The 26,402-nt window shown below is 42.0% G+C and carries 20 protein-coding genes; 12 read left to right on the top strand and 8 right to left on the bottom strand.

Going from position 1 to position 26,402, the window contains the following annotated elements; all coding sequences use genetic code 11:
• Window positions 1-46: 46 nt before the first annotated feature.
• The 4 genes from B0O44_RS14360 to B0O44_RS14345 all read right to left on the bottom strand — a co-directional run bounded on the left by B0O44_RS14360 (window position 47) and on the right by B0O44_RS14345 (window position 5,995).
• Window positions 47-1,357 carry an amidohydrolase family protein gene (locus B0O44_RS14360; RefSeq protein ID WP_110831727.1) on the bottom strand — a complete coding sequence of 437 codons (1,311 nt, stop codon included), beginning with the start codon at window positions 1,355-1,357 and terminating at the stop codon, window positions 47-49.
• A complete protein-coding gene (locus B0O44_RS14355; protein WP_110831725.1) occupies window positions 1,350-4,082 on the bottom strand; it encodes an amidohydrolase family protein in 2,733 nt (910 codons plus the stop codon). The genes B0O44_RS14360 and B0O44_RS14355 overlap by 8 nt, the downstream gene beginning before the upstream one ends.
• A 78-nt stretch (window positions 4,083-4,160) precedes the next feature.
• Window positions 4,161-4,835, bottom strand: a complete 675-nt coding sequence (locus B0O44_RS14350) for a VOC family protein (RefSeq protein WP_110831722.1) — start codon at window positions 4,833-4,835, stop codon at window positions 4,161-4,163.
• A 62-nt stretch (window positions 4,836-4,897) separates the two neighbouring features.
• Complete coding sequence (locus B0O44_RS14345) at window positions 4,898-5,995, bottom strand: serine hydrolase domain-containing protein (protein ID WP_245943665.1); 1,098 nt, start codon at window positions 5,993-5,995, stop codon at window positions 4,898-4,900.
• A gap of 103 nt (window positions 5,996-6,098) precedes the next feature.
• Between B0O44_RS14345 and B0O44_RS14340 the strand changes: the two genes are divergently transcribed.
• The 6 genes from B0O44_RS14340 to B0O44_RS14315 all read left to right on the top strand — a co-directional run bounded on the left by B0O44_RS14340 (window position 6,099) and on the right by B0O44_RS14315 (window position 16,532).
• Window positions 6,099-7,769 carry a MutS-related protein gene (locus B0O44_RS14340; RefSeq protein ID WP_110831717.1) on the top strand — a complete coding sequence of 557 codons (1,671 nt, stop codon included), beginning with the start codon at window positions 6,099-6,101 and terminating at the stop codon, window positions 7,767-7,769.
• Between the two features lie 178 nt (window positions 7,770-7,947).
• Window positions 7,948-8,463 carry an RNA polymerase sigma-70 factor gene (locus B0O44_RS14335; RefSeq protein WP_110831714.1) on the top strand — a complete coding sequence of 172 codons (516 nt, stop codon included), beginning with the start codon at window positions 7,948-7,950 and terminating at the stop codon, window positions 8,461-8,463.
• 63 nt (window positions 8,464-8,526) lie between these two features.
• Window positions 8,527-9,480, top strand: coding sequence for a FecR family protein (locus tag B0O44_RS14330; protein ID WP_110831711.1), 954 nt, complete (start codon window positions 8,527-8,529; stop codon window positions 9,478-9,480).
• Window positions 9,481-9,656: 176 nt separating this feature from the next.
• On the top strand, window positions 9,657-13,007 hold the full coding sequence (locus tag B0O44_RS14325) for a SusC/RagA family TonB-linked outer membrane protein (protein ID WP_245943664.1): 3,351 nt from the start codon (window positions 9,657-9,659) through the stop codon (window positions 13,005-13,007).
• Window positions 13,008-13,034: 27 nt separating this feature from the next.
• Window positions 13,035-14,558 (top strand): RagB/SusD family nutrient uptake outer membrane protein, encoded by a 1,524-nt coding sequence (locus B0O44_RS14320; RefSeq protein WP_110831708.1) that lies wholly within the window; start codon window positions 13,035-13,037, stop codon window positions 14,556-14,558.
• 69 nt (window positions 14,559-14,627) lie between these two features.
• Window positions 14,628-16,532: an alkaline phosphatase gene (locus B0O44_RS14315; RefSeq protein ID WP_110831705.1), complete on the top strand. Its 1,905-nt coding sequence runs from the start codon at window positions 14,628-14,630 to the stop codon at window positions 16,530-16,532.
• A gap of 56 nt (window positions 16,533-16,588) precedes the next feature.
• On the opposite strand, the gene B0O44_RS14310 is transcribed toward B0O44_RS14315, so the two are convergent.
• Window positions 16,589-17,083, bottom strand: coding sequence for a hypothetical protein (locus B0O44_RS14310; protein ID WP_110831703.1), 495 nt, complete (start codon window positions 17,081-17,083; stop codon window positions 16,589-16,591).
• 389 nt (window positions 17,084-17,472) lie between these two features.
• Between B0O44_RS14310 and lgt the strand changes: the two genes are divergently transcribed.
• The 3 genes from lgt to B0O44_RS14295 all read left to right on the top strand — a co-directional run bounded on the left by lgt (window position 17,473) and on the right by B0O44_RS14295 (window position 19,390).
• Entirely contained in the window at window positions 17,473-18,276 is an 804-nt protein-coding gene (gene lgt / locus B0O44_RS14305; protein WP_110831701.1) for a prolipoprotein diacylglyceryl transferase, read from the top strand.
• A gap of 74 nt (window positions 18,277-18,350) precedes the next feature.
• The gene (locus B0O44_RS14300) at window positions 18,351-19,205 is read left to right on the top strand and encodes an SPFH domain-containing protein (protein ID WP_110831699.1); all 855 of its coding nucleotides are present in this window, start codon (window positions 18,351-18,353) and stop codon (window positions 19,203-19,205) included.
• Window positions 19,206-19,207: 2 nt separating this feature from the next.
• Window positions 19,208-19,390 (top strand): Arc family DNA binding domain-containing protein, encoded by a 183-nt coding sequence (locus tag B0O44_RS14295; protein WP_110831697.1) that lies wholly within the window; start codon window positions 19,208-19,210, stop codon window positions 19,388-19,390.
• A 50-nt stretch (window positions 19,391-19,440) separates the two neighbouring features.
• Here B0O44_RS14295 and B0O44_RS14290 read toward each other — a convergent pair whose 3' ends face one another.
• Together B0O44_RS14290 and B0O44_RS14285 are read right to left on the bottom strand one after the other, a co-directional pair.
• On the bottom strand, window positions 19,441-20,736 hold the full coding sequence (locus tag B0O44_RS14290) for an alpha-1,2-mannosidase (RefSeq protein WP_245943663.1): 1,296 nt from the start codon (window positions 20,734-20,736) through the stop codon (window positions 19,441-19,443).
• A gap of 135 nt (window positions 20,737-20,871) precedes the next feature.
• Window positions 20,872-21,558, bottom strand: a complete 687-nt coding sequence (locus tag B0O44_RS14285; protein WP_245943662.1) for a lipid-binding SYLF domain-containing protein — start codon at window positions 21,556-21,558, stop codon at window positions 20,872-20,874.
• Between the two features lie 293 nt (window positions 21,559-21,851).
• Between B0O44_RS14285 and B0O44_RS14280 the strand changes: the two genes are divergently transcribed.
• Window positions 21,852-23,045, top strand: coding sequence for an MFS transporter (locus B0O44_RS14280; protein ID WP_110831983.1), 1,194 nt, complete (start codon window positions 21,852-21,854; stop codon window positions 23,043-23,045).
• Between the two features lie 17 nt (window positions 23,046-23,062).
• On the opposite strand, the gene B0O44_RS14275 is transcribed toward B0O44_RS14280, so the two are convergent.
• Window positions 23,063-23,668 (bottom strand): hypothetical protein, encoded by a 606-nt coding sequence (locus B0O44_RS14275; protein WP_110831695.1) that lies wholly within the window; start codon window positions 23,666-23,668, stop codon window positions 23,063-23,065.
• Window positions 23,669-23,899: 231 nt separating this feature from the next.
• On the opposite strand from B0O44_RS14275, the gene B0O44_RS14270 reads away from it, so the two are divergent.
• Both B0O44_RS14270 and B0O44_RS14265 read left to right on the top strand, forming a co-directional pair.
• Window positions 23,900-25,384 (top strand): serine hydrolase domain-containing protein, encoded by a 1,485-nt coding sequence (locus tag B0O44_RS14270; protein ID WP_110831694.1) that lies wholly within the window; start codon window positions 23,900-23,902, stop codon window positions 25,382-25,384.
• Between the two features lie 106 nt (window positions 25,385-25,490).
• Window positions 25,491-26,387 carry an SMP-30/gluconolactonase/LRE family protein gene (locus B0O44_RS14265; protein WP_110831692.1) on the top strand — a complete coding sequence of 299 codons (897 nt, stop codon included), beginning with the start codon at window positions 25,491-25,493 and terminating at the stop codon, window positions 26,385-26,387.
• The last annotated feature ends 15 nt before the right edge of the window (window positions 26,388-26,402 follow it).

Raw genomic sequence — 26,402 nt, 5'->3', positions numbered from 1 at the left:
AAATACAACAATTGTCTTATTTAACAGGGGAGTTTAAAGCGTTTTGTTACTTCTTTTCTGAAGCGTATTTGGCACTGAATTTTTTATCCAGTTGTTTGTGTAAATTGTCCAGATTGATGGACCTGCCCTGAATAAAGGCTTGCTCCACACGATTGCCCTTCATGTCCAGTGCATCTCCGGCAGATATAAAAAAGGTAGCATCTTTACCATTTTCCAGGCTTCCTGTGCTTTTGTCGATTCCCAATACTTTTGCCGTATTCAGCGTAATGGTTTGTAAAGCTTTTTCTTTATCCAAGCCCCAGGCTGCCACAGTACCTGCCATAAATGGAAGGTTTCTTTGTTGCCAGTAACCGTCAATACTTACCACAACATTAATCCCGGCATTGGCAAGTATTCCTGCATTTTTATAAGGCAGGTTTACGTCATCATCGACCGAATTGGGCAGGGCATGTGGTTGTTTAACAACGACAGAAATATTGTTTTCCTTTAAAAAAGGGATCATCAGGTAGGCTTCTTCCCCGCCAACCAGTACGGGTGTAATGCCGTATTTTTTTGCAAAATTGATGGCTGCAGTAATGTCCTTTTGTGCATCTGCACTGATGAATAGTTTTTGCTGTCCGTCAAACAAATGTTTCATGGCCGCAAGACGGGTATTGATCACGGCAGGTTTCTCTGTCTCTGCATAAGCCTTTGCTTCTGCAAAAAGCTGGTCAAGTTCAAAAAGGATTTTCTGAGTACGTTCTTTAAGCAGTTCTTCTGAAACAGCTGCCCTTGATCCAAAACCCGGTCTTGGTTTAGGCGTAACCGGCCAGTTTAAATGCTGTGCATCGTCTTTTCTCAAAGCCGCGTCTTCCCAGTTCCAGGCATCGAGTTGTACAACCGAAGAACTTCCGGAAATTGTACCACCTTGCGGGGTGATCTGGGCCATTAAGACGCCATTACTCCTTAGGGTAGCGGGCACTTTAGAATCGGTGTTGTAAGCAACCAATGATCTGATGTGCGGATTAAATGTGCCTATTTCGGCAAAGTCCAACGTCGCTTTTACCGATTCATATTCTGCAAGTCCCAGATTGGTGACCGGGGCAATAAAGCCAGGATAAACCTGTTTTCCATTGGCGTTAATAACGGTAGAGCCGCTAAAGTCAAAGCGGACTGTGGTTGCATCTCCAACACCCGTAATTTTACCCTTGTCGAAAATCAGATAACCATTTTCAATCACTTGTCCGTTACCGATGTGCAACTTTGCACCCATAATAACGGTTTTTTTGTCCTGAGGACCTGCAGGAGAAATGTTCGCCTGTGCAAAAACCCTTAATCCCAGTGCAGAGATCAGCAGGGTGAAAATATATTTATTCATGAGTGTGTGTCCTTTCCAGTTCATTAAGTTCAAGAGAATAATCTTCCAGTGTTTCGCAGTTATAGATCCTTGGGGCATCCGCTTGCGGGCGCTGGGTTTTCGCACCTTTTTTCTTATTGTCCTGCATTTTCTGGATCAGACGGTTGCGCTCAGATTTCTGATCTTTTCTGATTTGAGCATCACGGTCTATGTCCCAATAAGCAATGCCATCCACAAAGGTTTTCTCTGCTTTGGCATAAATGGATAAAGGGTTGTCGGACCAGATGACCACATCGGCATCTTTTCCAGCTTTAAGACTCCCTACGCGGTTGTCTATATGCAGCATTTTGGCCGGGTTTAAAGTCACAAATTTTAAGGCATCCTCTTCTGGTACCTCACCATACAAAGTTGCTTTTCCCGCTTCCTGATTTAACCTTCTGGCCATTTCGGCATCATCTGAATTAAAGGCGGTCGTTATACCAACATTGTGCATAATTTTTCCGTTGTAGGGAATGGCCTCGGCAACTTCCATTTTGTAAGCCCACCAGTCGGAGAAAGTGGAACCGTTAATGCCGTGTGCTTTCATTTTATCGGCCACTTTATAACCTTCCAGAATATGGGTAAAAGTGTTGATTTTAAATCCAAGACTATCTGCTACCTTAATGAGCATATTGATCTCTGATTGTACATAAGAGTGGCAGGTAATAAAGCGTTTATTGTCCAGGATCTCAACAATCGCGTCCAACTCCAGGTCTCTGCGTACATTATTGTCCTTTTTTAATAAAGCAGCCTTATATTCTTTTGCCCTTGTAAATTCGTCTACAAAAGATTGTTCGACCCCCATCCTTGTTACTGGGAAACGGGCACCGGTGCCAAAATTACTTTGTTTGACATTCTCGCCCAATGCAAACTTAATAAAGCCGTCATTTCCACCAAATTTCAGTTCTTCCGGAGATTTTCCCCAGCGTAGTTTGATGAGTTGGGATTGTCCGCCAACCGGGTTGGCAGAACCATGCAGCAGATGTGATGTGGTGACCCCACCAGCAAGCTGACGGTAAATATTGACATCTTCTGAATTGACCACATCGGTGATGCGTACTTCAGCAGAAGAGGATTGTGCACCTTCATTAACGCCCCCTGCTATAGCAATATGAGAATGCTCGTCAATAATTCCCGCAGTAATGTGTTTACCAGTCGCATCGATAACCTTTGCATTTCCAGCACTTAGGTTTTTGCCAATGGCTTTAATTTTTCCGTTTTCCAGCAATACATCAGCATTTTGCAGAATGCCTTCTTTCTCGTTGGTCCAGACAGTCGCATTTTTTAACAAAACACTTTCCTGTTTTAAAGGACTTGCGGTGCCAAAAGAGGTAAAAGGATAAATAACAGGTCCTAAAGTCTGGGCTTTTCTGGGTTCCGCTTTTTTAGCCAGTGCAGTAGCTACAGTGTCTTTTCCCTGTGCCTCTTTTTTAAAGGTAATAAAGCGCTTGCCTTGTACCCAGTTTTCTTCAATGTTGCTGTTTTTTTTGAAAAGACTATCAGAAGTAATAATAAAATTGGCGAGTTTGCCTTTTTCCAGGCTACCTACTTTATCTGCAATTCCGATCATTGTTGCCGGAATTTCCGTCATGGACAATAGGGCTTGTTTTTCTGTGAGGCCGTAGTCTATGGCAGTCCGGAGATTGGTCCAGAAATCTTTCAGGTTTTCGGATCCAAAAGTGGTCAGGGCAAACTTAATTCCAGCTTTTTCCAATATGGAAGGATTTGCGGGCGCCATTTCCCAGCCTTTCATTTGGGCAAGGCTAATGCTCCTGGCTTCTACGGTGTCTTCTACATCATAAGCCTTTACAAAGTTTACCGGGATGATCAGGCTTGCCCCGGTTGATTTTACTTCATTGATCCTTTGGTATTCATCCCCATTGGATTTGATCACGTACTGTTTGCCGAATTCTTTGCCAATTTTATCGGCCCTTAAAATATTCTGCCATCCATCTGCCTCGAATATTTGCGGAATGGTTTGTTGTTTATTGAATTCTTCCAGGGAAATGTTGTATTCCTGTTTTTGTTTTCCGTACCACTGGGCATCGTAATAAGTCTGGCGCAGCAATGCAATAGAACCCATCAAAGAGGTCGGGTAATCATTCTGAGAACTGCCTTTGTTAAAAGAATAATTGGCCGCAGACTGCGGATTGAGCATGGTATTGTTTTCCCGTTCATCACTCAATGTGACAGCAGCAGAGGTGCCGCGTGCAATACCATCCCTGCTGATGACATTGACACTTCCAAAACCGGCCTTGCGCAGTTCATCGGCTTTTTTAGGGTCTGCATTAAACAAAGCGTTAACCTGGGTTTCTGGTCTGATGGCCTCATTCCAGCCGTAAGCACCTTTTTTTGTAGAAACAAAAATCGACTGACGCTGACCGCTTCCGGGGTTGCGTACAGGTTCGGTTATACCATAAGAGGTAAAGGCGTCAACGAAAGAAGGGTAAATGAATTTGCCTTTTAGGTCTATGACAACATAGCCTTTAGGAACGGAGATACCGGTTCCTGCAGATTGTATGGTTTGCCCTTTAATCAAAAGGGTTCCATTTGAAATTGTTTGGTTGGCATTCACTACAATTGTGGCATTGATCAATGCATAAGTCCCCTGGCGAATGTCATAAGAGCCATTGACAGGATAGGTTTGCTGTGCAAATACAGAGGTAGCAAAAAACACCAACATGAGCTGGAGTAAAATTTTCTTCATGAAGTTTTTTGTTTGGTATATAAAACTACCATAAAAAAAACATCATAAGAATTTATAACACATATTTTACTACGGAAATCAAAAAAGAAGCTCCCGGCTCAGCAGTCCCTCTCTAATGAGTATACTTAAGGGGAATTTTTCTGCAGGAATTTTAGTCGGGAACCAGTTTCTGCGGTTTTCTACAAGAATCAAAAGCCCGTTGTCATCGCCCAGCGCGGTAAAATTATCTGCCCTTGGTTGTTTGGAGAAAATGGGTAGCTCATAAGTGCTTATAAGCTGGTTTGCCAGTTGGGGAACCTGTTCTGTGACCACTCCAATTTCACTGATACAAAGAATGGAATGGCCGCTAAAAGGCTCGTCTGAGGCAATAGATAAATCATGCCTGGCGATAAATTCCAGTAGGTTGCCATTGTTGTCCAGAAAATATACTGCATTTGCATTCCAGTTTTCAAAAGCTGCGACCACATTGCTTTCAGTTACCGGAAGCAGATCTGCTTTGCCATGGAGCCAGTCAATGGACTGTTGCAACTGGCCGGGCGGAATGTTAAAGGCAATATGGTATACCGGATGTTCGGGGCCTTTTGATTTTATAAAAGTCAGTACGGAAGTCCCGACCGAAATGCAAATGTGTTCTTTGCTTTTGTAAAGCAGTTCAAGTCCCAGCAATTCTGTGTAAAAGGATAAAGTAGCCTCAAGCGCTTTTGTTTCTATTTTGATTTCCTGGATGTCCATAGAGACAAATGTACTATGCATTATAGTATTCAGGCCCCTTTCACAATTTGTTTTACAGGTAGCTTACAAAAGAAGGATGAAAATTAGCGGGAAGACTGTTCCTGCTTTTTTCTCATTGTACCGAGTAATTCGAATAAGCCGTTTTGGGCTTCTGGTGTGGCTGTATTGGCCATAACGATGTAAGCTGCTTTTTTATCCTTGTCGACCAGGGTGTAACAATAAAAAGTACCCGCTGATCCGGCGTGCTGGGAAAGGTGTTTGCCTTTCAGATTGGCATTTGCCCAACCCATCGCATATTCATTTTTGCCGTAGTGCAAAAAACGATAAGCTTCCGCTTTCAGCAAATTAGACTTTCCGTTTAGTCCTTCCAGATTATACTGTATAAAACGGGCATAATCTGCAATCGGCATGCTGATGTCCCCGGCAGGTTCTGCCAGCGCCAGATCATAATCAAGGGAGGGCGGAAGTGCCTTTAGTGTGTTTTTTTCTATCCAATGCCCCCAGGGTTGGTCCGGACCATACTTATTAGGCCAGCCAAATTTGTAATTTAAATTAAGTTGCCCGGAAAGGGTTTGCTCAACAAGTTGCTCCCAGGTTTTTCCACTCGCCTTTTCAAGCATTACCGCAGCCAGGCTGTAACCTGCATTAGAATAACTGTAAGTTTTACCTGCAAGTGAAACCGGTGCCAGGTGAAGGAGGTTTCTGGAAAATTGTTTGCGTTGTTCGGCCTTGTTCCCTGTAAATTTAGGGAGCTGTTTGAACTCTGACCCATCGGTAAAAGGCCTTACTTTTGCCCGGTGCGATAAAAGGTCCTCAAGTGTTATTGTATAATAAACCGGCTTACTTTCTTTTTTCCATTCAGGAAATAAACTGAACACTTTGGTTTTCCATTGTATTTTTTTGTCCTGGACCAGTTTTGCAGCAATAAAAGCTGTAATGGCCTTTGTATTAGATCCCAGATGAAAATAATCTGATGATTTGGCTTTGGTCTCTTTGTTCTGAAGATCATTTCTATGAAATCCGATGACCCCTGAACTGATTCCCGATAAAGTTACAGTAGCATAAGCAAGTTCGGGAATCTGGTTTTTGATTCGAATGCTGTCGGCGTAACGGTCCAGATTCTGCGCAGTTGAATCCAGAAAGAGAAACATAGCCGCCATAAGGAGAATAAATCGGTTCATGTCCAAATCTATTGATTTTTGAAATGTTTTTCTTTCTGATGTTTAAATAGGTTCTCCATATTTTTTTAGTTTTGACTAAGTTTCTCTTAATTAGACCCTGTATATGTATTACCTGTTGTTTATTGTATTGTTGCTGATTTTTGTTGGCGTTTACCTTTTATACGGTAATAAAAGGGCACAGGAAGAAAAATTATTGCACATTCGGCGCAAATGGGGAAAACCTGAGGAAAAAAGCTGGAATTCCAAACAGCTTTATGCATATCACAATTATTGTAATTCCAGTCAGAAAAATGCACTGTCAGATACCATAGCCGAGGATATTGATTTGGATCAGGTTTTTGCCTTTACAGACCGGACCAACAGCAGGCCCGGAGAACAATACCTTTATCAACAGTTGAGGAGTGGCCATAAAGACCCCATAGCCTTAAAAGAACTGGATGTCCAGGCGGAAGAATTTGCAGGCAATTCCGGACTAAGGGAAAAGGTTGAAATGGAACTGGCCCAGCTTGCCCATAAGGATGCCTATTATATACATGAACTGTTTAGTACACAATACAACGCGCTTTACAGCGGGGGACTTCGTTTGTACATTAAACTGGCGGCGGCCATATGGATCATTTCCCTTGTACTTACAGTCGTTTTACAAAACCAATTTCTGTTCCTGTTGTCTCTTGGTTTGACCTTGTTTAATTTTTACCTGCACTACAGCAACAAGAAAAAAATTTCAAGTTATGTTCATTCCCTGCCCCAGCTCTATGTTTTGGTGAAAACGAGTAAAAAATTGCTGAAACTGAATGAAAGGACTGCAAATGGCAAAATCATAAAAAGTATAGCGCAACTTGGGCCACTTCAGCGTTCACTGAGTTATGTGAATTTTCAAAACTATGCCAATAATGATCCAAGCGATCTGATTTCAGGTATACTTGAACTGATCAAAACATTACTGGTCATTGAACCGGCTATGTTTTTGGTTTCGGTTGACCGGATCAATGAGCAACGCGAAAATATAGAAGCCTTGTTTAATTTTGTAGGCAAAACCGATATGGCTGTTGCGGTAGCCTCCCTTAGGGAAAGTCTTCCTGTGTATTGCAAACCCGAGTTTACTGCAGATGGAACCGCATTAAACATTCGTGACTTGTACCATCCGCTGGTAGAAAACTGCGTGGCCAATTCCATTCTGGTCCCCCCTGCAGAAGGTGTGCTGATCACAGGCTCCAATATGTCGGGCAAGACCACCTTTATCCGATCTATGGCAATTAATGCATTGCTGTCCCAGACCTTGTTTACCTCCTGTAGCAGCAGTTACCAGGCACCTTTATTGCAAATTTTTACAAGTATCCGTATGAGTGACGACCTGGAGGAGCATAAAAGTTATTTTCAGTCGGAGGCCTTGTCCATACTTGATATTTTGCAAAGAAGCCAGTCCGGTAGCGGAAGCCTGATCATCATTGACGAAATCTTCAGGGGAACAAATACGATCGAACGCGTTGCTGCCGCAAAGGCAATACTTTCACATCTGGCACAGCACCGGAATTTTGTTTTTGTTTCTACCCATGACCTTGAACTTGCCGAGCTTTTGGGCAAGGAGTATGCAGTCTACTCTTTTGAAGAAAAAGTATCTGATGCCAGACTGATTTTTGATTATAAAATAAAGCCAGGTATTCTGAAAAACAAAAATGGTATTGCCATCTTATCTTCTCTTGGTTATCCTGCATCGGTTATTAAAGATGCATACGCGATTGGAGATGCACTGAGAAAAAAATATGAACTTTAAATTCTGGATTTAAACAACGATTTTTCAAAGGACTTCAGGTCTAATAAATTCTAAACAGCTTCTTAATATTAAGGGAATATACCCGTGGTAGATTTGTCAAAAAAATCATATCGAAACAAATTCTACTCTTTCGGGAACGCAGCTGCTTTTTGCACTGAAAAATGGTGATCGGCGCATCATGGAATTCATCTACCAGAACCACTGGGAGCAGGTGCTGGACAGCACTTACAAAAGGGTGAAGGATGAACAGGTTGCGCAGGACATTACCCAGGAGATATTTATTTCATTTTGGGAGAACAGGGAAAGGCTGCAAATTGAAAGCAGCCTGGCTGCTTATTTTCAAGGGGCGGTTAAATATAAGGTGATCAATTACTTCAGGTCTTGCTCGCTTAAAGAAAAACATCAGGAAGATTTTGCTTTGTTGCTTCAGGATCAGAAGATGCCCTGTGCCGAAAGCCCTTTAATTCTTAAAGATCTTCATAAAGAAATTGATGATGCCCTGGGCGAACTTCCGGAAAAAATGCGATTGATTTTTTCCATGAGCAGGAAACAGGAAAAATCTGTAAAAGAAATTTCAGCAGAACTGGACTTGTCAGTACAGACAGTCAAAAACCAAATTTCATCCGCATTAAAAGTGCTGAAGAAAAAACTCTCTTATCTGCTGATTTTAGCAATCTGCATTTTGTTAACCTAAACTTAACTTAAGCTTAACGACTTTGGTTAGTACCAAACTTCTTTTGAAGGGACATGTATACAGATGACCAAAGAAGAAGAGGCAAAAGTATTGCTGAAAAAATATTTAGACCAGAAAGCAAGCCCTGCGGAAATTGCGCAGGTAGAGCAGTGGTATAATTCCTATCAGGAGCATACTTCTGTGATAGGAAGTGACAAAAAAGCAAAGATTAAAGAAAATGTACTTTTAAATATCCGTTCGCACATGACCGAACGTTCCCAACCGGTCCGTTTGGTCTGGCCTGCTTTATTGCGGATTGCTGCTATGCTTTTTATAGTTGCAGCTGCAGGGATATTTTTCCGGAAGATCTATATACAACAAAGTATTTCGGCAGATCAATTCATCACCATTGCAAGCGCTGCAGGTGAAAAGAAAAAAGTGGTGCTGTCAGACGGGTCGGTAATTTTACTGGAACCTTCTGCCCGGCTGCGGTACCCTGAAAAGTTTAAGAACGGGCAACGTCTTATTGAATTACTGGAAGGTGAGGCCTTTTTTACTGTTGCCCACGATGAAAAAAGGCCTTTTACTGTGAAAACCTCTAATGATTTGTATACTAAAGTTTTGGGGACCTCTTTTCGTATTAAATCTTATCAGTCCAGCCGAAACATCAGTATCGCTGTCGCTACAGGAAAGGTTGCCGTTGGAAATTCCCGTCAGTTGTTTGGAACATTGGTTAAGGGTCAGCAGATCGTTTATGACAAAAAAGACAGACATGCCGCCATCAGTTATACACCGGTACCGGTATATGTAAACCTGGTTTTCGAGGGGACTAAACTGCAGGAGGTTTTCCGCAAGCTGGAATATGCCTACAACATAACCATTAATTTATCCGCACCCGCGGTCAGAAACTTAAAATGTACCGCAATATTTAATACCAAACAAAAACCGGAAGAGATCCTGGACATCATTTGTAGTCTGCATCATTTACGGTTCAGCAAAACAGAAGATCCTAAAACTTTTAATGTATATAAAAAATGACAGTATAATCTTAAGGTGATAAACCGGCACTGATCAGATCAGCGCCGGTAAATTTAGGGCCGGCTTCTAACGCCAATTATGCAGCCAGGCTAATTTTAAAACAAGAACTATTTTAAAAAACGAATAAATATATGAAACAATCCTCATATAAGAGGTTACCAGCTCTTTATAAAGCCATGAAATATTCATTGTTAACTTTTTCAATACTTTGTACCTTTTGCGGGGCCCTGCTCGCCTCGCCGACAATGGCGCAAAAACTGGAAAAAAGTACGGTTAACCTGAAGCTCAGCAAAGGACGTCCGGCAGTACAGGTATTGAAAGCTATTGAGGCGAGTACAGGCCTGCATTTTGTGTACAATCCGGATATGCTTTCCGAAAAAAAATTGCTGAATAATGAATCTTTTAAAAACGAAAAGGTTGAAGCAGTACTTAAAAAATTAGGTTTCAGCTGTCTGGAAAAAGGAGATTATATTATTCTTAAAAACATTCCACCTGCGCCAAAAAAAGCAGAACGCATTATAGGGGGTGTGGTAAAAGATTCTACAGGACTGGTGATGCCGGGTGTATCGGTAAAGGTGATCGGAACAGGTAAAACAACCACGACCGATGTCAACGGAAAATACAGTATTTCTGTAGGGGAGGATGCCGTGCTTTCCTTTTCTATGGTGGGCTATAAAACCAAGCAGGTGAAAGTCAGTGATGACCAGGTCGTCAATGTTACTTTAATGGAAGATAAATCCCTGCTGAGCGAAGTGGTAGTGGTGGGTTATGGTACGCAAAAGAAAGCGACACTTACAGGGGCTGTGGGTATTGTTTCCCTGGATAAATTGTCTTCACGTTCTGTAAACAGTGTTGGAGAGGTCCTGGCCGGAAAATCGCCCGGGGTTATTGTCACCAATGAAGGAGGAGACCCTACAGCCGCACCACGGATTAACATCAGAGGTGCCGGAGGGATTAACGGAGAAAGCGTGCTGTACGTTATAGACGGGACTATTTTTTCGGGGATTACCCAAAAAAATGTAGACGGATCATTTTCACCGGCTGCCCCGCAGCTGAATCCGAATGATATAGAATCTATTTCCATTTTAAAAGACGGCGCTTCAGCAATCTATGGAGCGAGGGCCTCAGGGGGAGTTGTACTCATTACAACCAAAAAAGGTAAAAGTGGTAAACTGCAGATCTCCTTTGATGCAAAGGTAGGTGTGCAAAATGCCTGGAAAAAACTAAAGCCTTTGGATGCAGCACAAAGGGCCTGGGTGGCGGCTGTTGCAGCAAAAAATGGAAACACAGCGATTCTTCCCGCTTTTGATCCTGCAAAGTACCCCGATGGACAGATCACCAGGACCAACTGGATGGATGAGGTATTCAGAACCGGTTTGTTGCAGGACTACAGTACAAGCATCAGCGGCGGCTCTGAGAAATCGAATTTTTACCTGAGCTTTAATTACCGTAAAGCAGAAGGGATTGTGTTGAATACGCAAACCCAGCGCTATAATTTCAGGATCAATTCCGATCACCAGCTGACGCCCTGGTTAAAAATAGGGGAGAACCTGTCTTTTAGCAATACCAATGGAAACGGGGCCAATACCAGCAGTGATTATACAGGAGCTTTACTTTCGGCCATTTACTATCCTTCCAACGGAACACCCTACAACCCAAATGGTTCTTTTGCCGGTTTGCCGGGAGGTGATTATGCAGGAGATTACGGAGATATCATTAATCCTGTGGCCGACTTGAAAAGAATTGACATCAGCAGCCCTTCCAATGTGCTGGTGGTTAACCCTTATGCGGTCATTAACCTGGCCAAAGGCTTAACGTTCCGTTCTAATTTTAGTGTGAGCAAAACCTTTAACTATTATAAAAACTTTACGCCAAAACGCCCTGAAGTGGGTAAACCTGTACTGACCAACAGTCTGGAAGAAAAAAGTGACCGTTCAAACGATTTACTGGCAGAACAGATCCTTTCGTATAAAACCACAATAGGCTTGCACCAGCTGGATTTTACCGGAGGCTATTCTTTTCAGAAAACGACCACAAGAGGGCTATCTTCCATAGGCAATGGTTTTGATGATGAATCTCCTCAGTACCGCTACCTGGTTAACGCCAATAGTTTCCAGCCAGCCTATAGCTATTTAACAGCAACGGCTTTATCTTCTTTGTTTGTAAGGGCTAATTACAGTTATCAGGAAAAGTACCTCCTTTCCCTGATCGGACGCCGGGACGGATCTTCCTTGCTGACTAAAGAGAACCGCTTCAGAAATTATTATTCTGTATCCGGTGGCTGGGTACTCAGCAAGGAAAATTTCCTGAAAGATCAAAGCTGGTTAAGTGAACTTAAACTTAGGGGCAGTTATGGTTTACTTGGAAACCTGGCGGCGCTGCAACCGACCGATGTAAGCCCTTTGCTTGACCGCACCCAGGTGTACTGGGGACAAAATCCAGTATTGCAAAATGGCTATGCCCAAGGTGTACTGGAGAACAAAAACTTAACCTGGGCACAATCTAAACAAACCAATATTGGCTTGGACCTGAGTATCCTTAAAAACAGGTTAACCTTGGTTGCAGATTATTTTGTGAAAAATACAGACAAAATGATCCTGACCCGGCCTTTACCAAGTACTTCCGGATTAAAAACACAAACGGTTAATGCCGGACTGGTCCGGGACAGGGGGATAGAGCTTGGACTGACTTATAATAGCGACCGCGATCATGCATTCAATTATTCTGTTAATGCCACGCTGACCAAAATCAATAATAAAGTTATAGAACTGGCACCCGGGTTGGAAACGATTGCCATTTCTAAAAACTTCAGAAATGAGTTGGCACCATTGTTTGTCCAGGTTGGACAGCCTTTGTACAGTTATTATGTGCTGAAAACAGAAGGCATATTTAAAAGCCAGGCCGAGGTAGACAATTATAAAAATTCAAAAGGCCAGAAAATCCAGCCTAATGCCAAACCGGGTGATTTTAAATTTGCCGATTTAGATGACAGCGGTTCAATTGATGCAAAAGACAGGTATTTTGCCGGCAGTGCTTATCCTAATTTTTCTTACGGTTTAAGCTTTAATGCAAATTATAAAAATTTCGATCTGAATATTTTTGCACAAGGTGTATATGGCAACAAGCTGTTTAATGCGGTAAAAAGAACAACCTATAGCGCCAGTGGCCCTTCGTACAATAAACTGACAGGCATTTTAGATGCCTGGTCACCGGAAAACCCTAATGGAAAAGTTCCGATCATCTCTACTTCAGATGCGAACGGAAACTTCAATGCCTCAGATTTTTATGTAGAAAGCGGTTCGTACCTGCGGTTAAGAAATGTGACCATCGGATATACCCTGCCAGTTTCAGTGACCAATAAAATGAAAGTGGGCGCGGTAAGAATCTATGCAACTTCCAATAACCTGTTTACCATCACAAAATATTCAGGTTTTGATCCGGAAATTGGAATGGACAATTACGGATTGGATGTGGGCCGTTATCCTCAGGCAAGAAGTTTTATGCTGGGCCTTAGTGTCAATTTATAATTTTTTGAAAACAATAAAGAGAATCAGATGAACAAAATTTTAAAATATACAGGTGTCGCAGTTTTTGCCTTACTCAGTTCATGTACCAAACAACTGGACTTAACACCCGAGGGTGGTCCCTCCAGCAGCAACTTTTGGAAAACCAAGGAAGATGCAATAAAGGCAGAAGCTTCACTTTATGAAAAATATAATGAAGAAGATTTTTATGGCCGCGGGATGTTTTGGTTTATCAATGCAAGTGATGATATGGTTACCGGACGTAACAAACCCGAGGCAGATAACATCAAAAATTTTAACAGCAATTATATAGGCGGTGGATATACAGAATCACAATGGTCTATGCGGTACGCCGTTATTAAGCGGGCAAACGATATTGTTAAATATGTGCCTTCCATTGCCATGGATGAGCAGGTTAAAAAACAAATTATTGGAGATGCTTATTTCAACGCAGGTTTGGTGTATTTTCAGTTGGCTGCCAATTATGGAAACGAAAAGGCCGGTGTTCCAATTGTAACCCCTGAAACGGATCCTACAGTTCCTACCCCAAGGGCTAAAAATGTAAATGAAAACTACGATTATATTGCCCAGCTCTTTTTAAAGGCTGCAGATAACCTTCCTTATTTTACAGATATGAAACCTGTAGATTACGGGAAGGCACACAAAACAGCAGCCTGGTCTTACCTGTCTAAAGTTTATCTGTATAAAAAGGATTATGCCAATGCGCAGAAATATGCAGATATGGTGATCAGTTCTGGTAAACACGATTTGATCAATACCGGGTTTGCGGATGTGTTTAAGGCAGCCAGCAACTGGTCAAAAGAATACATCTGGTCGGTGGTGTGTACACCTAACGGAGGTGGAACAGGATGGGGAAGTAAACTGCCAGGGGTAATGTTGACCAATAAGGGTTGGAACTTATACAATGGCTGGGGATATTATTTGCCGACAAAAGAATTATATGATTCTTATGAACCGGGCGATCAGCGGAGAGAGGCGACTATTTTAAAGCCGGGTGATAAATTTATGTATTTTGGAAAAGAACGTCTTTTTACAAAGGATGGTGGGGCAACTTCTGACTATCAGTTCAAAAAATACATGGAACCTTTTTCTTATGACAGTCCGATTCCGACGCATGTAAATCCGAATGGAGACAATGGAACGACTGACCTGAACGTGCCCTTGATGCGTTATGCAGAAGTGCTGCTGATTAAAGCTGAAGCGGCCATTATGCTCAGTGGTGCAGGTGCAGGAGACAATGAACTCAATAAAATCAGGCTGCGTGCCGGATTAAGCCCTAAAGCGGGGATGGACATGAATGATCTGAAAAGGGAACGCCGCAATGAACTGGCAGGAGAATGGGCAGACCGTCACCGTGACCTGGTCAGATGGGGAGATGCACAGGCCATTTATGCAAAACCTTTACACAACTCTGTGGGCGATGTGATCTGGCCGGCCAGAGCTTTTAACCCTACTGTACATGGCGTTTGGGCGGTGCCTCAACGTGAAATTGACAACAGCAATCATGTGATTACTCAAAATGAGGGCTGGTAAATTCGTATTTATTTTTAAACAGGCGTGCGCTGCCAGAGGCAGTGCGCGCCTGTTTTTTTATTCCATAGCATGAAAAAAATTACATTTTTAGCAGCAGCTCTATGGCTTGGCGTTTCTTTTTCTTACGCACAAGAGCTGAATCCCAAAATAGACAGTCTGATGTACAGTCCAAAAAAGACGGTCTTGCAACAAAGTAAAGGGCATAGCCACAACGACTACAAACAAGATATCCCCTTTTTCAGGGCTTATTTTGCAGGGATGCAGTCTATAGAAGCAGATGTTTTTCTTAAACAGGGCGCTTTATATGTGGCCCATGACAGTACCGAAATCCGCCCTGAAAAGACGCTGTTAAAAAACTACATAGAACCTCTTGCTAAACTGTATAAAGAAAACAAGGGACATGCTTTTGCAGATCCTCTGAAAAAGTTGCAACTGGTTATTGACATTAAAGAGAACCATTTGCAGGTAATTCCCAGCTTGCTCAAAGAAATACAACCTTATCGGGAATTGTTTAATACCTTGAACAACCCAGATGCCATCCAGCTGGTAATTAGCGGAGATATGCCTAAACCGAGCGATTTTGATCGTTTTGACCCCATTTTACAATTTGACGGACGCCCTTACACCACGTATAGCAGCTCGGCATTGAAACGCATCGCCATGATCAGTGACGATTTGAAAAATTACTCTAAATGGAATGGTAAAGGGGTTCCAAACCACGAAGACGCGGGACGGATGAAGACCGTGATTGACCAGGCCCACGCTAAAGGCAAACCCTTTCGTTTTTGGGCCAGCAATGACAGTCCCAATACCTGGATTGTACTGGAGAAGTTTGGAGTAGACTGGCTGAATACAGACTTGCCTGAAAAAGTACAGGATTACTACCGGCAAAAAGGCAGCAACAAATTTCAGATGCAACAGGCCATACCTGTATTTAAACCTTCCATGGACATCAAAACAGAAGACCATGCTGTCCGGAATGTAATCCTGCTGATTGGTGATGGCATGGGTTTAAGCCAGGTTAAGGCTGGTCTGTCTGCAAATCATGGACAGCTGAGCATGATTGCTATGCCCGTTAACGGACTGGCAAGAACAGAGGCGGCCAATTCCGGCAATACAGATTCTGCGGCAGGAGGGACCGCCTTTGCAACCGGAGCAAAAACAAACAATGGTTATGTCGGTTTAGATCCCAAGGGCAAAAGGTTAAGCAGCCTGGCCGATACCCTGTATGCTTTTGGATTGAAATCGGGGATCATCAGTACTGGTGATGTTTGTGATGCTACCCCCGCGGTTTTTTATGCCCATCAGCCAGATAGAAATCGTCTTCATGCAATTGCTGCAGACTTTCTGTCGGGAAAAGTTGACATTCTGATCGGTTCGGGAGCTGGAAATTTTTATAAAAACACCATAGATAAGGACCTGCTGAACAAAATTAAAAATAAAGGCTACCGGATCAGTAACGATATTCCCGCTTTTCAAAAAGACAATAGCCCTAAGCAACTGGTCTTGCTTCCGGATGCGGAAACCAGGCCCATAAAAGACGGAAGAACAGATTGGCTGAGTAGAAGTCTTGAGCACACAATGGCTGTACTGGACAAAAATAAAGAAGGTTTTTTTATTATGGCAGAAGGAGCCCAGATTGATTATGGCGGCCATGCCAATGATTTGCCTTATGCCGTTACAGAACTTCTGGATTTCGATAAAGCAGTGGCAGCTGCTTTAAGGTTTGCAGAAAAAGACCAGCACACCCTGGTTGTGGTAACTGCAGATCATGAAACCGGAGGATTATCTTTACTGGATTGTGATGAACAAACGGGTTATGTGTATGGTACATTTTCTACTAATGACCATACAAATGTTCCGGTTCCTGTATTTGCTTACGGGCCCGGGTCCCGGCAGTTTACAGGTGTGTATCAAAATACAGCGATTTACGATAAGATCCTGGAGCTAATCCGTAAGGGAAAGAAAAAATAAATCAGGTTTCTGCTGCCCTTACAATTGTAGGGACAGCAGAAACCTGTTGAAGGTATTTACCCTTCAGTTTCCGCTTCAAATATTTCCTTCAAATCCTTTTTTGATCTTTTGCTCTCGACCTTAAAACAACCAACGGTCATTGTGAAAGCAAACAGGAGCATGGCAATGGGAACCAGGGTCCAGGGAAAAATCACTCCGTCTTCTTTGCAAAAGATCAGTACGGAAATTCCAATAAGAAAAACACAGAATACCGATAAAAAGACCATTACAAAAAGGTGAAGCCTCATTTTAACAAAGATCTGTGTTTCCCCTGCTTCTTCTTTGACAACGCCGCTTATTCTGGGCAGAAAAGAATTCCTGTAATTAATGATCCTTCTGATCTGAAATTGTTTTCCGTAAATCTCTCCTTCATAAGGTTTATCGGAACCCGTGACCAGAATGGAACTTAGCAATGGTTTTTCGGGGCCTACGTGTTCGTTTAACCTGCAGATCACCTCCTCTGCTTTTAATTTAGTTTTATAATATATATTTTCAAATGGCAGTAAGTTCATTATGCCTCGTTTTTTAGAATGTTTAACGCTTAAACAGCTGAAAGCCCATTTTAGATGAACAGAATTAAAATCAGTTACAGCAGAATGGGAATTTCTTTTTCCGGAAATTGGATTTCATGGTATATTCAGGTTTTAAAGACCAGATTTATAATGTGATAAGGTCAGTGTTTTTTTTCTTACCACTCATTTTCTAATGGGCCTGATGTTATTTAAAAAAAATTATACCGGGTATGTAGAGGTTTCTATGCAAATTTACATTAATGAGTTGGTTTTTTTAGAATACATTTATTAACATTTTAACGTCTTATCCTAAATTCGTCTATTTTGGATAGGAAATAATCAGTCTCAATTATTAATGTAACTTTGTTGCATAAACTAATTTTTAATTTATGAGCCCGGCATATATTTTATGGAATCCAGACCCTACACTTGTAGACCTGGGGTTTTTTCAGCTACAGTATTATTCACTCTGCTTCCTTCTGGCTTTTATTTCCAGCTATGTGGTTCTTAAAAAACAATTCAGTCATTATGGGGTCGATCTCTTATTGCTGGACCAACTGACGGTTTATGTTTTTCTGGGGACACTTGTGGGCGCAAGGCTGGGGCATTGTCTTTTTTATGACTTTGAGTACTTTTCAAAACATCCACTGGAAATCATTCTCCCGGTTTCATTTCATCCCTTCCGCATTACAGGCTATCACGGTTTGGCGAGCCATGGGGGCGGGATTGGAATTATGCTGAGTTTGCTGCTGTTCAGCAGGAAGTTTAAAATAAACATCTGGTTTCTTTTGGACCAGATTGCATTGGTGGTCCCACTTGCCGGCTTTTTTATCCGTATAGGGAACCTGATGAATTCTGAAATTATTGGAAAACCAAGCAGTCTGGGCTGGGCTTTTGTTTTTGAAAAAGACGACATGATCCCCAGGCATCCGGCACAGCTGTATGAGGCGCTGGCTTATCTTTTTATTTTTCTGTTGTGTTACAAACTGATGAAGCATTTTGTAAAAGGTAAAGGATTTTATTTTGGCCTGGTGCTGGTCCTGATTTTTTCTTTCAGACTTGGTATTGAGTTTCTGAAAGAAGACCAGTCTGCTTTCGAATCGGGGATGTGGTTAAACATGGGGCAAATTTTAAGTATACCCTTTATTATAACTGGCCTGGTCCTGATGAAGATCCGTAAAAATATTTATTAGCAGAGGCTTGTTTTTGTGCCTTAATATTCTTTATATTTATGATATCAATTTAATATCAATTAAATACTATATTTATGAAAGAAGAAAAGAGTGTTAACCCCTTTAACGGATACCTTACAGTGGTCATTTTAATCCTGTCTGTTCTGGTACTTGCTTATGGTATTATTCTGCAAAACGTTGGCTTGATCATCGTTTGCGGGCTTGTTTTTGTCATCTGTGCCAAAGGACTGATCATTGTGAGCCCCAATAGCTCCAAAGTCTTGCTGCTGTTTGGAAAATACCGGGGCAGTGTCAAACAAAACGGTTTGTTTTGGATCAATCCCTTATACAGCCGCTTTACCTATTCGCTCAGGGCCAGAAATTTCGAAAGCGAAAAAATTAAGGTAAATGATAAAATGGGAAACCCGATCCTGATCAGTGTGATTTTGGTCTGGAGGGTAAAGGATACCTTTAAGGTTGCCTTTGAAGTAGACAATTATAGTGCTTTTATTAAAATACAAACGGACTCAGCAGTAAGAAAACTGGCAGGTTCTTTTCCTTATGATCATTTCGAAGATGAAACGGCAACAGTTACCCTGAGTACGAATTTTGATGATGTAAACCGTGCCCTGGAACAGGAACTGGCAGAAAGGCTTGAAATTGCAGGTATTGAAGTGATAGAATCCAGGATCGCTTATCTGGCCTATGCACCGGAAATTGCGCATTCTATGTTGAGGCGCCAGCAGGCTTCTGCTGTTGTTGCGGCCCGGCATAAAATTGTAGAAGGTGCTGTGGGAATGGTGGAAAGCGCATTGAAAATGTTATCTGATAAAGACATCATTACTTTTGATGAAGACCGGAAAGCCACAATGGTGAGCAACCTGATGGTGGTGCTTTGTGGGGATAGCGAAACAAAACCTGTAATCAATACAGGAACATTAAATCAATAAGAATGGCTGAAAAAAAATCATTCGCATTAAGAATTGACGCAGAAACAATGAAGGCTATTGAGAAATGGGCTGCTGATGAATTTCGTAGTGTTAATGGTCAGCTGGAGTGGATGCTGCATAAAAGTCTTAAAGATGCGAAGAGACTGAAAGTAAAAGGGGAGGAAAAAAATGACCCTAAAAAATAAGTTTTCTAAAAAACAAAAAGGAGGTGTGTACGCCTCCTTTTTGTTTAAAATTAATTTCTTCTGCTTTTTTCCCAAAGCAGCCTGGCTGTAATCTGCGGCGAAGAAGCTATTTTATTTTTACTGATTTCAATGTTACCTACATCCAGGAATTTGTCAGGTCTGAATTCTGTTAAATAGATATATTCATCACGGACATAATTATCCCCTGCTGCATGGCCGGTACCTGTTGTCCCATCTACACGTCCTGCATAAAGGCCATTGGTCACTGTAGCCAGTACCACATCAAAATAGGTATTTGCAAAGGGTAGTACTTTGGCTTTGCTCAAGCCATAACGTCCGCTGTTGTAGGCGATCCAAAGCCCTTCTGCATCGTAGGCGAAATGATTGGTGTCTTCCATTCCGCTGGGGTAGGCATAAGCCCAGGTAAAACATGGACTGCCCGACTTTGAGGTAACGGATTTAAGGTTGGCAAAAAACCAGTCAATGTTAGGCTGGATAATGGCATCATATTTTGCAACCCGGGCAGGATCATCTGCTAAAAGCACATGACATTGCACCAGACGGACAAAACCGTTGGTCAGCATCCAGGCTTGGTTCCATGGAGCAGGATCATTGGGTTTATAGGGGTTAGGTGCACCTGGAAAATAATACCGGTTATGGTCGGCAGTCCTGATGAAACGTGGAAGGATCCAGGTGTCCATGACGTAGTCGGCTTCATTGATGTATTTTAATGCGCGGGTTTTATAGGTTGCCCCAAAATTATTAGGATCACCAATACCTACAGGATTATTCCAGATAGAAGGATTCTGCAAAATCAACAACGAGCAAAACACCATGTGAGATAAGATCTGTCCCTGTTCTACACCTGCTCCCTGCGGACTGGCACTTGCATCTGAAGAAGGCCATACTGGTTCTATATTGCCGCTCCATAGGATTCGCTGCCCACCTTTATTTGCAGGAGCGAGGTCGTTGCGCCCTGCAAGTGCTGCATCGGCCAGATAGATCATACGGTCAAGAATGGCCATATCTTTTGTTGCATCATACATCAGTCCGCAAGCCTCCAGTTGTTTGCCGGAGTTTCCATATACCCAGATGTTCCCGTCATTGGTCGGTGGGGCCGAAACTTTTGTCTGGATATAATTTTTAAAAGCATTTAATTCATTGACTGTTATAGGGCCTGTAAGGCTTTCAACAAGCATTGCGCTCCCTGCAGCCACGGTGAGGCTTTCGGGTTTAATAGCTGTATCATTTTTAACAGGAAGGAGGTCTACTTTTTTGCTACATGCGGCTGAAGCCAAAAGGAGCAAAGCAATAAAAGAGAGTTTGGAAATGTTTTTTCTGATCATAGGGAAGCAGTTAAGTTTACCTGAAAATAACTCCTTTTATAGGATTGATTTAAAACTTATTGGCTTATTATTAAATAGATACCGCATAAAAAAGGCCCTTATCAATAAGGGCCTTTTTTATGCGGTATCATTTGTTTATTTCATTCCGGACAAAGTCGATTTTAATTCTTTAATCACAGCCGAAGAACTATTTGGTGCATTAAAAATTTCATTGGCCGTCATGGTTTTTCCATACAATTCTTTATTGGCTTTTTCATCAATGGCAAGGGCCGCACCATTTAAAGAAATCCCTGCAAAAAGACCTTTACTTCTGGAATAAGAGTAAACTTCTGCGTCCAGTTTATAATCGGTACTTGCGGTAGAGTTTCTACCAACCGGACCTGCAGCTACCGAAAGGTCGCCTCCCAGGGTAAAACTACTTTTTTTAATGTCCGTAAGACTGTTGCTGTGTTTAAAGACCAGCACCAGGTCTACAGCCTGTACGCCAATCTGAAAACCAATGCTGCCACCGGTCATGGTTACAAAAACCGGATTGCTCCAGCTGCCATCTGCTTTTTTTACCATGGCAACGCCTTTGCCCCGTTTACCACCTACTACAAAACCGGCATTGATCAGTTTAGGTACAATAATAATTCCCTGGGTGACTTCTAATAATTCAGCAGGAATGGATTCTTTCATTTTTGCGAAGTCAGAAAGTACAACTGTTGCGTCACCTATTTTTTTTTCCTCACTGCTCTGGGCGGAAACAGAAAATGCCATAAACAAGGCCGCAAAAAATAACAAAGCTGATTTTTTAATATTTAAAAAATTGGGGTTTTTCATGTTGTTGTGTTTATATAAAATATTAGTGAATACTGCAGGACTAACGCGTAGTGGCCTGCCATTGTTGCTTATAGAACAAAAAAAAGGCCATTAAGTTCTTTCCTGTCAAAAATAGAAAATCGGGATTAAATTACAGCCTGCATTTATGAATTTAAACATAACTTTAAAATCACAAAAACGTCATAATAGTAAATTTGAAGGCTTTTTATTGATGTATGTTATTTGAATCGCATAATTATGCATTTGATTTTAATAAACATGGAAGCTGGATAATCCGTAATTTTGCAGCGTCTATGAAAGAGAAAAATCAAGGCGTTGCCACATTGCTGGCCTTTACGCTGCTCCCCTTATCCGGATTTGCGACCGACATCTACATTCCTTCCCTGCCTACCATGGCCGCAGAAATGAACGTAAGCAGTATTCAGGTACAGCTTACCCTGAGTTTGTTCCTGATCAGTTATGGAATCTCCCAGCTGTTTATCGGGAGTGTTTTGGATAGTTTTGGCCGTTATAAAGTTTGTTTGGTTTCACTGGTTATTTTTGCCCTGGCCAGTTTGGTCATCGCGGCCACCCATAACATTTATTTAATTTACCTGATGCGGATTATCCATGGGCTTACCGTGGGGGCAATTATTGTCGCCAAACGGGCCTATTTTGTCGATGTTTTCAGCGGGGATAAATTGAAGCATTACCTGAGTTTATTTTCTATCATTTGGTCTACCGGACCTATTGTGGCTCCTTTTATCGGAGGATATTTACAAAGTGCTTTTGGCTGGGAATCCAATTTCTATTTTTTGGCCGCAATGGCTTTTGTTCTGGTCATCCTGGAACTGATTTACAGCGGGGAAACCATTGTTCATTTTACAGAATTTAATTTCCGGAAAATTGTAAACATCTATACCAATATGATCACCACTGCAAGTTTCAGTCTGGGGATCATTATGCTGGGACTTGCCTATTGTATGGTGATGATTTATAACATGACAGGGCCCTTTATCATAGAACATCATTTGCATTTGACACCTGTTGTTGCAGGTTACAGTTCACTGGTATTGGGTTTTGCCTGGATGGTTGGCGGTTTTATAGGGAAGGCGACCATCAACCGTCCGTTTTTTAAAAGACTGGTTGTTAACCTGGCTTTGCAACTTCTGTTTGTTGGCATCATGATGGTGAGTGTCCATTTCATCAGCAACCTCTATTCCATGATCTTTTTTGCCTTTATCATTCATGTTGGAGCCGGTTATACTTTTAACAATTACTTTACCTATTGTTTGGGAAAATTTCCAAAAAATGCAGGTATTGCCGGGGGGCTTACCGGAGGAATTACCTATGTAATTGTTTCCTTTCTGAGTTACGGAGTGGTGAATGTTGTACCCGCTAAAGATGAAAGCAATCTGAGTTACAGTTATCTGATTTTGATAGTGCTTTCTATAGGCATTATGTTTGCCATATCCAGAATAAGAAACAAGGAAGCCGGCCCTGTCTGACCAGCCCCTTGGTTTTATTAATCCTGCTGCATAAACCTGCGGTCGGTAAATGATACCGATAAGCTGCTGGAATTGCCGGTAATGGATTTGATCCGGCCAAAATCTTCACCGACATCAAATTTATTAAAGTAGGTGATTTTTACGCTACCTACGGATTTTAGCTTTCCTTTAGGGTCGTGAATATCAAAGGCATTGTAATAGGTCAGGCGAATATCTCCTATAGATTTCAGGCTACCGAATTGTTCATGAATATCAAATTTATTGTTATAACTGAACTTTATATTTCCTATAGATTTTATTTTTCCGACCGGGTCGTGAATGTCAAAATTGGTGTAATATTCTACAGGAAAGGGACCTGCCATTTTTATCCCATAATCATTATTGGTTTGATTCCAGTTCTGACCGGCCTGGTAATCCAGACCATTTCCTGATAAGGTTTCTGCGTAAGCAATCCGTCCGTCACGGATGCCGATCACCATCTTGTTATCCAGTTCGAGCTCGATCAACCGGATTTCTGTGGACGCGCCTGAAATTTTAAATAAGGCATGTGTGATTTTTTGGCTCCTGCCTGGCAGGGCACAACTCAGCATGAAGCCGAGTAAAACTGTTTTTTTAAAATTCATAGAATTGATTTGTGTGTAGAACCAAATTATACTTTTTTTTAATAAATTCTGTAACCAAACCAGATTTATTAATTTCAGGTTTAAAATGGAAAAGAAAATGACCGGACATTAATTGTTCAAAAACGGACAATTGCTGTCGGAAAAAGCGCTTCAGAGACCACTGGTATAGCTTGTGGATGCCCTGGAAATTTATGGCATTGTTCTGGTTTTAAGCCCCGAAGACATTTAATTATGAGAAAAATACTGATTCTTATTTTTGCTATACTGCACCTTTGCCCAGGTCTGCGGGCACAAATCAAAGCTGAAGTTAAAGCCGACAGTATTGATGTGTTCCTGAAGGCACAAATGCAAAAGCGTCATATTCCGGGAATGCAGCTGGCCATTATTAGGGATGGTAAAGTCATCAAATCCGCCAATTATGGTCTTGCGAATGTCGAACATGATGTTCCTGTAACAGACCAGACCGTTTTTAACATTAACTCTATAACCAAGGCTTTTATTGGGGTTGCGGCTGTACAACTGGTAGAGCAGGGAAAACTGGCTATAGATGCACCCCTTTCAAAATACCTCGATAGCTTACCCGTTTTGTGGCAAGGGGTTACAATTGGGCAGTTGATGAGTCATAATTCGGGCCTGCCCGACGTTCCCGATGATCTGGACAATATGGGTGGAAACGGAAGTTTGGCTGCTGCCATGAAACTCACCGCGTCTTTACCCATTCATTTTAAACCAGGAACAGCATTTGAATACAATCAGATGAATTACATTTTGCTTGGGCTGATCATTCAAAAATTATCCGGACTTTCATTTCAGGAATTTGTTCAGAAAAAACAGCTGGACAAGGTGGGAATAATCCAGACTACATTTGGAGATTCCTTTGATCTTATTGCACATTATGCCGGGATTTATACAAATATGAAATTGGTGGAGGGCAAGTGGATCAGAACAAACACTCTAGGGGTAGGTTATCTGAAAATTCCGGAATGGTACCGCACTGCAACCGGTATGGTCTCTTCCGCTGGGGAACTCGCCAAATGGCTTATCGCGCTTCAGCAGGGTGAACTGATTTCAAAAGAAAACCTGAGTTTGTTGTGGCGGCCTTCGGTTTTAAGTAACGGCCAGCCCGGCGGATTTGATCCGTTTATTAACGGATATGCACTCGGGTGGCCTGTAGTCATCAGGGCCGAACATCCAGCCATCGCACCGATAGGAGGAGGGAGGGCCGCCATATTTATGTATCCTAAAGATAACCTTTCTATCCTGGTGCTCACCAATAAGCAGGGCTGTAGTCCCGAAAGCTTTATCGATGAAATTGCCGGTTATTATTTTCCGGAAATGCATGCGGCTAACGGGTTTGGCCTTTCTGCAGAACTTCAAACGATCAGGAAGGCGCTTTTACGAAAAGGCTTTTCTCATGCCAGGGAAATTGTGGCTTCAGGCCGAAAAAAGAACCCGCGCTTAATCCTTTCTGAAAATGAGATTAACGGCTGGGGATATACTTTGTTGAACAATGGGCAGATCAAACAGGCAATTGACATTTTCAAATGGAACACCAGTCTGTTCCCGGCAAGTTACAACACGTATGACAGTTTGGGAGAAGCGTATCAGGCCAACGGGCAAAAAGAGCTGGCGATTGAAAATTTTAAGCGGTCACTGGAACTGAATGCACAAAACAAAAATGCCGCAGAGCGCCTGAAACTCTTACAAAACAATTAGGCCGCTTACAGACCTTTCTTTTTTTCTATATTCGTTAAAAGATAGAGACCTTTGCTTATTGAAACTGGTGTATGCCGATTTAAGCAACTAAAATTTATTTTTACGGATGAGATTTAAAACCCTGTGCTTTTTGCTTTCGTTTGTTTCCTGTAAGCTCTGTGCCCAGTCGCCGCAAGCCGATGCAAGTGGATTATTTGTTCAGGAAGACCTGAAACTGGTCTCCTCGGCTTTTAGTTTTACCGAGGGCTGTTCCCCAGACCGGGCGGGAAATGTGTTTTTTACGGACCAGCCCAATGACCAGATCTGGAAATATGACCTGAATGGAAAACTTTCTCTCTTTTTGCATCCTTCCGGACGGGCTAACGGAACCTATTTTGACCATAAAGGTAATCTGTTGACCTGTTCAGATGAACATGGAGAATTGTGGGCCGTGAATGCGAAAGCTACAGTAAAGACCTTACTTGCCGGATTTGAGGGAAAACAATTTAACGGACCGAATGACCTTTGGGTCAATTTAAATGGAGATATCTATTTTACCGATCCTTATTATCAGCGTGATTACTGGACAAGAACATCTGCCGAGCTTGAAAATAATGTCTATTATCTGCCCAAAGGAAAAAAGACAGCACAGCTGGCCTTGACCGGTTTGATCCGGCCCAATGGAATCGTTGGTACCCCTGATGGAAAGTATTTATACATCGCAGATATCGGGGCCGGCAAAACCTATAAATATACGATCGGTAAAAATGGCCAATTGGATCATAGACAGTTAATTATAGAACAAGGTTCAGATGGTATGACGCTGGATGAAAAAGGAAATATTTACCTGACGACCAAAACAGGTGTGCTGATCTGTAGCCCGGAGGGAAAAATGATTGACCTTATTAAAGTGCCTTCTGCACCAAGTAATGTTTGCTTTGCCGGAAGGGACAAAAATATTTTATTTATTACTGCACGTAAATCGGTGTATGTTATACCCATGAAAACCAAAGGTATAGAGTAGTGGTACAGGCGCAGG

It is taken from the genome of Pedobacter nutrimenti (assembly GCF_003208655.1).
Lineage (GTDB): Bacteria > Bacteroidota > Bacteroidia > Sphingobacteriales > Sphingobacteriaceae > Pedobacter > Pedobacter nutrimenti.
The sequence above is the reverse complement of the archived record's forward strand: the minus strand, read 5'-3'. Positions and strand labels throughout refer to the sequence as shown.